At 67.3% G+C, this 11,989-nt stretch carries 14 protein-coding genes; 8 read left to right on the forward strand and 6 right to left on the reverse strand.

Going from position 1 to position 11,989, the window contains the following annotated elements; translation table 11 throughout:
* Positions 1–81: 81 nt before the first annotated feature.
* A complete protein-coding gene (locus DK26_RS04605) occupies positions 82–651 on the forward strand; it encodes a 2'-5' RNA ligase family protein (RefSeq protein ID WP_184231674.1) in 570 nt (189 codons plus the stop codon).
* Positions 652–666: 15 nt separating this feature from the next.
* Here the strand turns inward: DK26_RS04605 and DK26_RS04610 are convergent, their stop codons facing one another.
* Positions 667–1,251: a phosphoribosyltransferase family protein gene (locus DK26_RS04610; protein ID WP_066468853.1), complete on the reverse strand. Its 585-nt coding sequence runs from the start codon at positions 1,249–1,251 to the stop codon at positions 667–669.
* A 231-nt stretch (positions 1,252–1,482) separates the two neighbouring features.
* Here DK26_RS04610 and DK26_RS04615 point away from each other — a divergent pair, with 231 nt between their 5' ends.
* The 3 genes from DK26_RS04615 to DK26_RS04625 all read left to right on the forward strand — a co-directional run bounded on the left by DK26_RS04615 (position 1,483) and on the right by DK26_RS04625 (position 3,835).
* On the forward strand, positions 1,483–1,836 hold the full coding sequence (locus tag DK26_RS04615) for an ArsC family reductase (protein ID WP_157089510.1): 354 nt from the start codon (positions 1,483–1,485) through the stop codon (positions 1,834–1,836).
* An 86-nt stretch (positions 1,837–1,922) separates the two neighbouring features.
* Complete coding sequence (gene tgt, locus DK26_RS04620) at positions 1,923–3,047, forward strand: tRNA guanosine(34) transglycosylase Tgt (RefSeq protein WP_066468855.1); 1,125 nt, start codon at positions 1,923–1,925, stop codon at positions 3,045–3,047.
* Positions 3,044–3,835 (forward strand): hypothetical protein, encoded by a 792-nt coding sequence (locus DK26_RS04625; protein WP_248309868.1) that lies wholly within the window; start codon positions 3,044–3,046, stop codon positions 3,833–3,835. Before tgt ends, DK26_RS04625 begins: the two co-directional genes overlap by 4 nt.
* Here the strand turns inward: DK26_RS04625 and DK26_RS04630 are convergent.
* Together DK26_RS04630 and eno are read right to left on the reverse strand one after the other, a co-directional pair.
* Complete coding sequence (locus tag DK26_RS04630; protein ID WP_066468856.1) at positions 3,809–4,729, reverse strand: DMT family transporter; 921 nt, start codon at positions 4,727–4,729, stop codon at positions 3,809–3,811. The two genes, DK26_RS04625 and DK26_RS04630, sit on opposite strands and share 27 nt — an antisense overlap.
* Positions 4,730–4,819: 90 nt before the next feature.
* On the reverse strand, positions 4,820–6,103 hold the full coding sequence (gene eno, locus DK26_RS04635) for a phosphopyruvate hydratase (RefSeq protein ID WP_066468858.1): 1,284 nt from the start codon (positions 6,101–6,103) through the stop codon (positions 4,820–4,822).
* A gap of 433 nt (positions 6,104–6,536) precedes the next feature.
* Between eno and DK26_RS04640 the strand changes: the two genes are divergently transcribed.
* Both DK26_RS04640 and queF read left to right on the forward strand, forming a co-directional pair.
* The gene (locus DK26_RS04640; RefSeq protein WP_066470114.1) at positions 6,537–6,827 is read left to right on the forward strand and encodes an addiction module antidote protein; all 291 of its coding nucleotides are present in this window, start codon (positions 6,537–6,539) and stop codon (positions 6,825–6,827) included.
* Positions 6,828–6,851: 24 nt separating this feature from the next.
* A complete protein-coding gene (queF, locus tag DK26_RS04645) occupies positions 6,852–7,307 on the forward strand; it encodes a preQ(1) synthase (RefSeq protein ID WP_066468859.1) in 456 nt (151 codons plus the stop codon).
* Positions 7,308–7,365: 58 nt separating this feature from the next.
* Here queF and DK26_RS04650 read toward each other — a convergent pair whose 3' ends face one another.
* The 3 genes from DK26_RS04650 to DK26_RS04660 form a co-directional block, all read right to left on the reverse strand.
* Positions 7,366–8,571, reverse strand: coding sequence for an MFS transporter (locus DK26_RS04650; RefSeq protein WP_066468861.1), 1,206 nt, complete (start codon positions 8,569–8,571; stop codon positions 7,366–7,368).
* Complete coding sequence (gene kdsA, locus DK26_RS04655) at positions 8,564–9,433, reverse strand: 3-deoxy-8-phosphooctulonate synthase (protein WP_066468863.1); 870 nt, start codon at positions 9,431–9,433, stop codon at positions 8,564–8,566. The genes DK26_RS04650 and kdsA overlap by 8 nt, the downstream gene beginning before the upstream one ends.
* Before the next feature lie 152 nt (positions 9,434–9,585).
* Entirely contained in the window at positions 9,586–10,194 is a 609-nt protein-coding gene (locus DK26_RS04660; RefSeq protein WP_066468865.1) for a LysE family translocator, read from the reverse strand.
* A 129-nt stretch (positions 10,195–10,323) separates the two neighbouring features.
* On the opposite strand from DK26_RS04660, the gene DK26_RS04665 reads away from it, so the two are divergent.
* Together DK26_RS04665 and DK26_RS04670 are read left to right on the forward strand one after the other, a co-directional pair.
* Positions 10,324–11,202: a transcriptional regulator GcvA gene (locus DK26_RS04665; RefSeq protein WP_066468867.1), complete on the forward strand. Its 879-nt coding sequence runs from the start codon at positions 10,324–10,326 to the stop codon at positions 11,200–11,202.
* Positions 11,203–11,293: 91 nt separating this feature from the next.
* Positions 11,294–11,956 carry a tetratricopeptide repeat protein gene (locus tag DK26_RS04670; protein ID WP_066468868.1) on the forward strand — a complete coding sequence of 221 codons (663 nt, stop codon included), beginning with the start codon at positions 11,294–11,296 and terminating at the stop codon, positions 11,954–11,956.
* Positions 11,957–11,989: the final 33 nt, after the last annotated feature.

Consider the following 11,989-nt stretch of genomic DNA (forward strand, 5'->3'; position numbering starts at 1 on the left):
GCGGGCGCCAGGTTCTTGCGCTTTTGTTCTCTATATGTTCTTATTCATCGTGGGGGCGCATCCGAGGAGAGGCGCATGTTCATGGTCGAACCGGGCGGGTATTCCCGCCGCCAGCCTATCAATAGCTATTTCTTCGCGATCGTGCCGACCGCCGAGGCGGGCAGGGCGATCGACCGCATCGCCGACGGATTCCGGCGAGCCCACGACCTCCGCGGTTCGATCATCGGTCCCGGCCGCTACCATATCTCGCTCTGCGGTATCGGAGGGCCCGGTCCGGCGCCGGACGAGGTGCTGTCCAAGCTGCAGGCCATCGGCGACCAGGTTCGTTGCCAGCCATTCGATGTCGGTTTCGACCATGCGGTGAGTTTCAGCCAGGGCGTGCGCAAGCGGCCTCTCGTCCTCGCCAGCAGCGAGGGCTTGCCGGCGCTGGGCTGGCTTCAGGCCGGACTCAGGCGCGCAATGGCAGCCTGTGAACTCCAGGCGAAGAGCCAGTTCAATCCGCATCTGACCATGCTCTACGACGAGGAGATCGTGCTGGAGACCGGAATCCGGCCGCTGCGCTGGACGGTGCTCGACTTCGTGCTGATCCAGAGCGTGCATGGCGAAAACCGGCATCGCCATCTGGCGCGCTGGCCACTGGGCGGCGGGTAAGCATGCCCGCGTTCTTCAGGCGCTCTCCGCTGCCTCCGGCGCCGTTCGCGGAACAGTGCGGAGCACCTCCACCCGGATGCCGCCTTGGGCGAGGCGCTCGCGGCCGCCCATGCCCTCGATCTCGAAGACGAAGTGCGCCGTGTCGCAATGACCGCCGAGCCGGCGGATCAGCCGCGCGGTCGCCAGAGCCGTACCGCCGGAGATCAGGCAATCGTCGACGATCGCGACACTGCGGCCTGCCAGCCGGGCGCCTTTCGAGATCACGACGCCTTCGCCGAGTTCGTAGTTGGCCATTATGCTGCGCATCACCTCATTGCGCAGCGAATCCACCTTGCGGATATCAATGAAGCCGAGGCCGTTGCGATAGGCCAGCGCCCCTGCAAGCCCGAGCCCGCCAATGTCGAGACCGGCGAGCACCTCGATCTCGGCCGGTATCCACGAGGCGAGCGCATCGACGACGGAGCGCGTCCGGCTCGCTTCGCTGGTTGCGATGGAGAGGTCGGGGAAATCCACCCCGGCAGCCGGATGGTTCTTCCAGGAGCGGAACGGAATGTCGAGGTCGTGGTCGCTCGTCGTGGCCTGCTGCGATTGATCGATCATGGCGCGCCCGTCCGGTTCCTTGCTCGCCCGATACGCACCATCCTTGCCGGTCGGATGACAGAACGCGAGAGAGGCTGAATTGTTGGCGCTGCGACCGGCGATGGCAACGAGCCCGCGTGCGAAACACTCAGCTTTCTTCGCCGTCGTCCGGCAGCAAATGGCAGGATCGCTTGATCTCCGGTCGGCCGCATGCCACGCCCGCGCCGACGACAATCAGCGACGGTCGGAACGATGGTCACCCTCTACGGCATCCGCAACTGCGACACGATGAAGAAGGCCTGGAGCTGGCTCGACGCAAATCGTGTCCCTTACGAGTTCCACGATTACCGGGCCGTCGGCATCGACCGGGCGCGGCTGGAGGCCTGGTGTCGTGAACTCGGTTGGGAGAAGGTCCTCAACAAGGCGAGCACCACCTTCCGGGCCCTGCCCGAGGCGGACAAGCAGGGGCTCGATGCCGGGAAGGCTGTTGCCCTGATGCTGGCGCAGCCGACCATGATCAAGCGTCCTGTGCTCGACACCGGCGAGCGCCGCCTGCTCGGCTTCAAGCCGGACGCCTACGCCGCCGCCTTCGCCACCAAGGCCTGAAGCGTCGAACCGTTCGGCGGCGCCGGAACGTCCGGTCGGCGTCGGCTGCACTTCCTTCGCCGGCCCGGCTGGGCTAGGCCGGCGAAATGACAACCGATTTCAGTTTCCATCTGCTCGGCCGCGACGGCGCGGCGCGCACCGGCGAGGTCCGGATGCCGCGCGGCGTGATCCGTACCCCCGCCTTCATGCCGGTCGGCACCGCCGCGACCGTTAAGGGCATGTATCCCGAGCAGGTCAAGGCGCTCGGCGCCGATGTCGTGCTCGGCAACACCTATCATCTGATGCTGCGCCCCGGCGCGGAGCGCGTCGCCAGGCTCGGCGGGCTGCACAAGTTCATGAACTGGCCGCACCCGATCCTGACCGATTCCGGCGGCTTCCAGGTGATGTCGCTCGCCAACCTGCGCAAGCTGACCGAGGAGGGCGTGACCTTCCGCTCGCATATCGACGGCTCGAAGCATGTGCTGACGCCGGAGCGCTCGGTCGAGATCCAGAACCTGCTCGGCTCCGATATCGTGATGCAGCTCGACGAATGCGTCGCGCTGCCTTGCGAGCACAAGGTCGCCGAGAAGGCGATGCGGCTTTCGCTGCGCTGGGCCGAGCGCTGCAAGGCGGCCTTCGGCACGCAGCCGGGCAGGGCGCTGTTCGGGATCGTCCAGGGGGGCGACGTGCCCGCTCTGCGCGTTGAGAGCGCCCGCGAGCTCGCCGCCATGGACCTCAAGGGCTACGCCATTGGCGGGCTCGCGGTCGGCGAGCCGCAGGAGGTGATGCTGGCGATGATCGAGACGGTCGAGCCGCACATGCCGCAGGAAAAGCCGCGCTACCTGATGGGCGTCGGTACGCCCGACGACATCGTCGAGGCGGTCCGCCGCGGCGTCGACATGTTCGATTGCGTGATGCCGACGCGTGCCGGGCGCCATGGCCAGATCTTCACCCGCTTCGGCCGGATGAACCTGAAGAACGCCAAGCATGCCGAGGATACGAGGCCGATCGATCCGCAATCGAGCTGTCCGGCGGCGAACACCTATTCGCGCGCCTATCTCCATCACCTCGTCAAGGCCGAGGAGATGCTCGGCAAGATGCTGCTGACCTGGATCAACCTCGCCTATTACCAGGATCTGATGGCGGGGCTGCGCGCCGCGATCGCGGCTGGCCGTCTCGACGATTTCATCGCCGAAACCAAGGAAGGCTGGGCCAAAGGCGAGCCGGCGTGATCGAGCCCTGGCTCGGCCTGCTGCTTATGAAGATGGCGGTCGCGGCCGCCATCGTCGTCAGCTGTTCGCTGCTTGCCGAGCGGTCAGGGCCGCTGCTCGCGGCGATGATCGCGACGCTGCCGATCTCGGCCGGGCCGGTCTATGTCTTTTTGGCGCTCGATCACGATGCGGCGTTCATCGCCGGCAGCGTGCTCGGCAGCATGAACTCCAATCTCGCCAATGCCGGGCTGTCGCTGGTCTACGTCCTGCTGGCGCAGCGCTTCGGCACGGTTGTCTGCCTCGCGGCGGCCTTGCTGACCTGGCTGCTGATCGTCACGGGCCTGCAGAGACTGGCATGGCCGTTCGCCGCCGCATTGGTGGTGACGCCGATCGTCTTCCTGACCCTGCATCGCATCGTTCGCCCGTACCTCGCGGCGCGTCCGGCGATCACGCCGCGGCGGCCCTGGTATGCGATCCCCCTGCGCGCCTTGGCGGTTGCGATGCTGGCGGGAACGGTCACCACCATCAGCACGCGTGTCGGTCCGGCCTGGTCAGGTGTGCTGGCGACCTTTCCGATCGTCCTGTCGAGTCTGATCGCGATCCTGCAGCCGCGCGTCGGCGGTCCGGCCAGCGCCGCGGTCATCGCCAACGGTGTGCTCGGTCTGCTCGGCTTCGGGTTCGCGCTCGCGCTGGTCCATGTCACGGCCGTGCCGCTGGGTTCATGGACGGCGCTCGGCCTCGGCCTGCTGGTCTGTATCCTCTGGAATCTCGGCCTGATGGCGCTAGCGCGCCGCCGGGCGGCGCCATGAGGCGACGAACAGCCCGGCGATGATCAGCGCGATGCCGCCGATCTGCAGGCCGCTTGGGATTTCGCCGAGCAGGGGAATGGCGAGCAGCGTACCGACGACGGGGATCATCGGCGGGAAGCGCCCGGCGACCGAGGGACCGAGCACCGGCGTCGACCAGCTCCAGATCCACAGCCCGACGATGACGTTGAGCACGCCCTGATTGATCGCGTGCGCCAGCAGCACCCACCAGGGCGCCACGTCGAAGCCGCGAAAATAGAAGGCGAAGTAGATCGGCAGATAGGCCATCGACAGCACCGAGACGACGGCGGTCGCCTTCAGCGCGTCGACCCGCCAGAGCTGGATCAGAAGGGGATAGCCGCCCCAGATCAATCCGACGCCGAGGAAGCAGAGATCGCCGAAGACGATGCCTGGACTGGCATAGGCGGTACCGGCGATGCCGAGGCAGGCGAGGCCGATGAGCACGGCCGCGACGCCGAGCACCAGCTGCCGGGTCAGGACCGCGCCGAACAGGACGACGCTGCCGATGATCCCGATCACCGTGACGGTGCCGGGGCCGATCACCGCGCCATGCGCCGCCGGGGCGTAGGTCAACCCGGTCATGAGCAGGAAGCTCATCGGGAACCCGCTCATCACTGCCAGGACGAGGCCGCGCTTCCAGCCGAGCCCGGCGCAATCGCGCAGGCCCCCGGCCATCATGAAGCTGGGCAGCAGCAGGAAGCCGGCGGTCACGAAGCGCAGCGCCAGCATGTCATGTGAGGAGAGGCCGTTAAGCACCGCATGTCGGCTGACGACGAAGTTCGCGCCGAAGATCAGCATGGCCAGCGCCATGCCGCCGAAGGCCAGCCGACGCCGAAGGCGGGTCTTCGCGTCGGAAAGCGGCACTGTCTGATGCATGCTCCGGCTTAGCGCCGGAGCATGGGGTTCGTTAGTGGGTTTGCCGCATGGGCCGTGCGCGCCGCTCGCGCTGCGGCGCACAAGAAGTCGTCAGGCGAGCGCCTTGAGGGCCGAGCGGCCGGCATAGATCGCCTGGTCGCCGAGCTCCTCCTCGATGCGCAGGAGCTGGTTGTACTTCGCGGTCCGGTCGGAACGGGCGAGCGAGCCCGTCTTGATCTGCCCGCAATTGGTCGCGACCGAGAGGTCGGCGATGGTCGAATCCTCGGTCTCGCCCGAGCGATGCGACATCACCGCGGTGTAGCCGGCGCGCTGCGCCATATCGACCGCCGCCAGGGTCTCGGTCAGCGTGCCGATCTGGTTGACCTTGACCAGGATCGAGTTGGCGGTCTTGGCCTTGATGCCCTGCGACAGGCGGGTGACGTTGGTGACGAAGAGGTCGTCGCCGACGAGCTGGCACTTGTTGCCGACGAGATCGGTCAGCGCCTTCCAGCCCTCCCAGTCATCCTCGGCCATGCCGTCCTCGATCGAGACGATCGGATAGCTGCCGACGAGCTTGGCGAGGTACTTGGCCTGCGCTTTCGGATCGCGGGTTTTGCGTTCGCCGGCATAGACATAGGCGCCGTCCTTGAAGAACTCGGTTGCGGCGCAGTCGAGCGCCAGCGCGATGTCCTCGCCCGGCTTGTAGCCGGCCTTTTCGACAGCCTGCATGACGAAGTCGAGCGCCGCTTCCGCCGACTTGATGTTGGGGGCGAAGCCGCCCTCGTCGCCGACATTGGTGTTGTGGCCGGCGTCGTGCAGCGCCTTCTTCAGCGTGTGGAAGATCTCCGCACCCATGCGCAGGCCTTCGGCGAAGGAGGGCGCACCGATCGGCATCACCATGAATTCCTGGAAGTCGATCGGGTTGTCGGCATGGGCGCCGCCATTGACGATGTTCATCATCGGCACGGGCAGGACGCGGGCCTGGGTGCCGCCGACATAGCGGTAGAGCGGCAGGCCGGAGGCATCGGCGGAGGCCTTGGCGACGGCGAGCGAGACGCCGAGGATCGCATTGGCGCCGAGCTTGCTCTTGTTCGGCGTGCCGTCGAGATCGATCATCGCCTCGTCGATGGCGACCTGGTCCTCGGCGTCCATGGCGACGAGCGCTTCGGCGATCGTCATGTTGACCGCCTCGACGGCCTTCTGCACGCCCTTGCCGAGGTAGCGGCTCTTGTCACCGTCGCGCAGCTCGACGGCCTCATGCGCACCGGTCGAGGCGCCCGACGGCACGGCGGCGCGGCCCATCGAACCGTCTTCGAGAATGACGTCGACCTCGACCGTCGGGTTGCCGCGGGAATCGAGGATCTGGCGGCCGATGATGTCGATGATCGCGGTCATGGCAGGCTCCGGAGCAGGGGCGGGAAGGAGTGGATGCCGCGCTTCTAGACAAGAGAGGCGGCGACGGGAAGAGGTGGCTTTGACTGTTTGTGATTTATAAGTTACGTTCTATCGGAATAAGACCCGAGAGGATGCTGTGCTCCAACTCAGGCAGACCGAGACCTTCCGGAAGTGGGAGAGGCGGCTCACGTATCAGAAGGCGAGGGCGATGATCGCTGCGCGCCTTTTCCGACTGGCCAACGGCCTGGCCGGGGACGGCGCACCGGTCGGCGAAGGCGTCAGCGAACTGCGGATCCACTACGGCCCGGTTATCGCATCTACTTCAAGCGCCGAGGCCGGGAGATTCTCGTTCTGCTCTGTGGAGGCGACAAGTCCACACAGGAGCGGGATATCGCGACAGCGAAGAAGCTCGCCGAGCAATGGGACGAGTGAGATGGCGGAAAAACTGCACGATTACGACCCGGCCGACGCGTTGAAGACGGACGAGGCCGTCGAGGTCTTTCTCGGCGATGCCTTCGAGACGGGTGATGCGCGCTACATTGCGAAGGCGTTGGGCGTTGTCGCGAGAGCCAAGGGCATGACCAAAATTGCGCGAGAAACCGGTCTTGCGCGCGAACAGCTCTATAAATCGCTCAGCGAGCACGGTAATCCGACGCTCGAAACCACCCTGGCGGTCTTGAAGGCGATCGGCTTCGAGCTCACGGGCAAGCGCCACGCCGCCTGATCGCGACAATTTGGACAAAACGATATGACCCTCGACGCCTCGACCCTGCAGCTCGGCCAGGCCAGCGCCCTGCCGCAATCGCCGGAAGAAGCCCGCCTCGACCGCGTGCCGAACCCGCATGCCGGCACGGACTATCTCGCCCGCTTCACCTGCCCGGAATTCACCTCGATCTGCCCGGTCACCGGCCAGCCCGATTTCGGCATCCTGGTGATCGATTATCTGCCGGGCGACTGGCTGGTCGAATCGAAGTCGCTGAAGCTCTATCTCGGCGCCTTCCGCAACCACGGCGCCTTCCACGAGGATTGCACCGTCAATATTGGCAAGACGCTGGTCGAGCTGCTGCAGCCGAAATGGTTCCGCATCGGCGGCTACTGGTATCCGCGCGGCGGCATCCCGATCGACGTGTTCTTCCAGACCGGCGAGCCGCCGAAGGGGCTTTGGCTGCCCGACCAGGGCGTGGCGCCGTATCGCGGGCGCTGAGCCGTCGCCACTCCAGGCCTTGCCCCTGGGCGAAGGCCCGGAAAGACGAAGGTGGTTCTCAGGTCCTGCTGCCCCCGAGCCGCAGGGCCCGTGGCACCAAGAGGCCGAGCAGTCCGACCGCCACGGCGAAGGACAGGATCGCGCCGCTGGTGCCGAACAGGTGCAGGGCGGTGCCCATCAGGAGCGGCCCGAGTGCATGGCCGCAGAACAGGGCGCAGGCGAATAGCGCCACCGCCGACCCGCGTGCGCTCGGCGCGAGTTCGGTCGCCAGCGCCTGGAAGGTGCCGTGCATCAGGAAGAAGCCGAAGCCGCTCAGCGTGAAGATCGCGATCGCGCTCCACCAGGGCAGCATCGGCAGCGCGAACAGGCAGTAGGCCAGCGCCATCAGGGCGCCGCCGGCCGTGGTCATCCGCGCCGGGCCGAGCCGCTCGACCAGCACCCGCGTCAGGATGCCGTAGACGATACCGCCGAGGCCGGTACCGGCGATGACGATGCCGGCCTGCGAGGGGCCGACACCGGCGCGCTCGTGCAGGATCGCCGCGACATAGGGCGGCATGCCGAAGACCAGCGCGCCCTCGATGATGACGAGGCCGTAGAGCACCTTGGTCTGCGGGTTGGCGAAGACGGTGGCGTAGCGCGCCAGTGCGCCTGAAAAGCTCAGCTTCGGGCGCTGCGCGTCCGGCCTCGGCTTCAGCACGATCATCACGAGGACGCCGGCGATGGCGGCGAGCGCACCGGCAACCAGAAAGACGCCGCGCCAGCCGATATGCGTGGCTATAAGGCCCGAGCAGGCCGCGCCCGCCATCTGGCCGACGATCATCAAAACCAGGAAGCGCCCGAGCTGCACCTGGCGCTCAGCCATCGGAGCCCGGTCGCCGATCGCCGCCATCGCCGCCGGGATCACGCCGCCGGCGACGATGCCGGCTGCGGTGCGCATGATCGTCAGGGTATCGAAGGACCAGGCGAACGCTGCCGCTGCCGAGAGCGTGGCAAGCAGCAGCAGGCAGGTCGAGATGGTGCGCAGCTTGCCGAAGGAATCCGCCACGGGGCCGAGAAAGGGCTGCCCGATGGCATAGGCGAAGGAGAAGGCGGTCGCGATCGCGGCGACCTGCGGGATGCTGCGCGTGAACTCGTTCGCCAGCGTCGGCACCAGCGGATCGAGGATCCGCATGGTGAAGGTCGAGGCGAAGCCGCAGGCGCCGAGGACGAGGATCAGCGCCTTGAGCGAGCCGGGGGCGGGCCGCGGCTGCGCCGCCTCAGCCATGGGCTGGAGCCGCCTGCGCGAGGCGCTTGGCGACGCGGTCGAACTCCTGCAGCTGCCGGATCAGGGCCGGGAACTCGCGCAGCGGCACCATGTTGGGCCCGTCGGACGGCGCCTTGTCCGGGTCGGGATGGGTCTCGATGAAGACCCCGGCGACGCCGACCGCGACGGCGGCGCGCGCCAGAACCGGCACGAACTCGCGCTGCCCGCCGGTCGAGGCGCCCTTGCCGCCGGGCTGCTGCACCGAATGGGTGGCATCGAAGATCACCGGGGCGCCGATCTCCGACATGATCGGCAGGCTGCGCATGTCGGTGACCAGCGTGTTGTAGCCGAAGGAGGCGCCGCGCTCGGTCAGCATCACGTTCGGATTGCCGCTCTCCGTCACCTTGGCGGCGACGTTGACCATGTCCCACGGCGCCAGGAACTGGCCCTTCTTGACGTTGACGATCTTGCCGGTTGCGGCGGCCGCGACGAGCAGGTCGGTCTGGCGGCAGAGGAAGGCGGGGATCTGCAGGATGTCGGCGACTTCGGCGACAGCGGCGCATTGGCCGGCCTCGTGCACGTCGGTCAGCACCGGCAGGCCGGTGCGCTCGCGAATCTCGGCGAAGACGGGCAGGGCGGCCTCGAGCCCCATGCCGCGCTGGCCCTTGACGCTGGTGCGGTTGGCCTTGTCGAAGGAGGTCTTGAAGACGAGGCCGATGCCGAGTTCTGCGGCCATGTCCTTCAGCGCCAGCGCGACTTCCAGCGCGTGCTCGCGGCTCTCCATCTGGCAGGGGCCGGCGATCAGGGCGAGCGGCAGCGCGTTGCCGAAGCGGACCGGCTGGGCGAGATCGGCGCCGGCAGTGACGATGGCGTTGGCGCTCATGGCTTTGATCCTGCTGTCGGAGGGGCGATGGCCCACGCGCCCGGCAGGGAGATAGATCGGCCTGCCGCAGAATGCGGAGCCGCCCCTTCGGCGCGTCCCGGCTCTAGGGCCTCGGCAGGTTGTGGGTCAAGCTGGCGCGGAACGCAGACCTGTCACGACAAGGCGAGATAGGCGGCGACCAGCAGCATGCAGGCGCCGAAGACGATGCCCTGAACCCGAAGCGCGCCCGGCGAACGGAAGCGCCCGAGAATCACCTTGCCGCCATAGATCCAGGGGAAGTGGCAGGCGATTCCGACCAGCAGGAACGCCAGCGTGAACTGCCCCACCTGGGCCGCCGTTGAGCCGGCGGGATCGAGAAACTGCGAGAACATCACCGCGATCGTCGAATGGATCTTCGGGTTGAGAGCGACCGCCAGGAAACCATCGGCGAAGGTCAGCCTTGCCGGGCTTGCAGCTTCCGGTTCGGCCGCCGGCACCGAGCTGCGGATGAAGCTCCAGGCGAGGTAGACGAGATAGACGATGCCGCCCCATTTCAGTGCCAGCTCGAACTCCGGGTGGCCTTGCAAGGCCCGCCCCAGCCCCAGGCCGTAGAGCAGGCAAAGGGCAACGTTCGCTGCCTCGAAGCCTGTCCAGAACGGCACGGTCCCACTGACGCCGAAGCGTGCGCCGGCCGTTGCCAGCAAGGTGTTGCCCGGCCCGGGGCTGAACACCATCGGAACGGCAAAGCCCAGGAACAGCAGCCAGATATCCCAGGCGATCATAGTTCTCATCCATGCTGCTGGGAGCACCGGGCAACACCTTGCTGACGCCGGCGGCGCGAATAGAGCCCGCTTCCCGCTGCCGGCAAAGCGAACTATCCTCACCCGTTCGATAAGCTGGGGTCATCGAGCATGCGTCGTCTTCCGCCGCTCGGCGCATTGCGCGCTTTCGAGGCCGGCGCCCGTCATCTCAGCTTCACCAGGGCGGCGAGCGAGCTCTGCGTGACCCAGGCCGCGATCAGCCATCAGGTCCGTCAGCTCGAGGATTGGTTGGGCGTGCGGTTGTTCGCGCGTCGGGGGCATGCGCTGGCGCTGACGCCGGAGGGCGCTGCCTACCTGCCCGAGCTGACCGAGGCCCTGGACCGGATGGCCGCGGCGACGCAGCGCCTGCGCCGGCGCACGGACGGGCCTTTACGCCTGACCGTGCTGCCATCCTTCGCCATGTGCTGGCTGGTGCCGCGTCTCGGCCGGTTCCGTGCCTTGCATCCGCAGGTCGATCTCAGATTGACCACCACGGCGGAGCTCTGGAATTTCGCGAATGAGGGCTTCGATCTCGCCATTCGTTCCGGTCTGGGCCGTTGGCAAGGGCTGCGTGCGGACCTGATCGCGCGTGAGAGCCTGAGCCCGGTCTGCAGCCCGGCGCTGTCCGCAGGGCCGTCGCCGCTGCGCGAGCTAGGCGATCTGCGGAACGCGACGCTGCTGCACGATACACCGCGCTCCGGCTGGGCGCGCTGGCTCGCCCATGCCGGCATTACGGGCGTCGATGCCGGTATCGGCATTGCCTTCGACGATGCCGGTCTGGTGTTGCAGGCGGCGGCCGAGGGGCAGGGGATCGCCCTCGGCCGGCTGACCCTGGCAGCGGGGGCCTTGCAGGCCGGGCGCCTCGTCCAGCCGTTCGAGACGGTCCTGCCGAACGATTACAGCTATTGGTTGGCCTATCCGCGCGTGGCGCTCGAGCGGCCGGAGGTCGTGGCGTTCCGGAGCTGGCTGCTCGCGGAGGCGGAGAGCTAATCCTGCTTGGTTCCTGCGCGATTGCCGAACCGGCTCGCAATCTGCTGGCGAAAGTGCTACCCGGCAGGGCAGCAAGCATTCCCGAGGCGTTATGTCTGATATTTTCCGCGAGATCGATGAGGAGGTCCGCCGCGAGAAGGCGGCCGCCATCTGGAGCAAGTACAGCACCGTCTTCATCACTGTCGCCGTGATCGCGGTGGCGGGCGTTGCGGGTTGGCAGTTCTGGCAGCATCAGGAGCGGCAGAAGGCGGAGGCCGTCGGCGCCAAGTTCGAAACGGCGATCCGCGCTGCGCGCGACGGCAATGGCAGCGAAGCCGAAGCCACGCTGACCGAGCTCTCCGCCAACGCCCCGGCCGGCTACCGTCAGCTCGCTCGCTTCCGCCTGGCCGGCGAAGTCGGCAAGCGCGATCCGGCAGCCGGTGCCGCGGCCTTCGACGCGATCGCCAATGAAGGCTCGCTCGATGCCAACTATCGCGATCTTGCCCGCCTGCGGGCCGGGCTGCTGCGCGTCGATCTCGTCCCTTATGCCGAGCTGCGCACGGGGCTTGAGCCGCTTGCGACGCCCACGGGCAACTGGCGCCATTCCGCCAGGGAGGCCCTCGGCATCGCCGCTCTCAAGGCCAATCTCTACGAAGACGCCGGCCGCTGGTTCGACGCTATCGTGACTGACACCCAGACACCGCCGGCCCTGCGCCAGCGGGTCGAACTCTACCTCACTCTGGTACGCGGCGGCGCCGTCGAGACCAAGAACTGAAGCCGAACACCGGTCCGTATCGGCCGGTGCCGG

Origin of the sequence: Allobosea sp. WAO (genome assembly GCF_001509835.1) — a bacterium.
Taxonomy (GTDB): domain Bacteria; phylum Pseudomonadota; class Alphaproteobacteria; order Rhizobiales; family Beijerinckiaceae; genus Allobosea.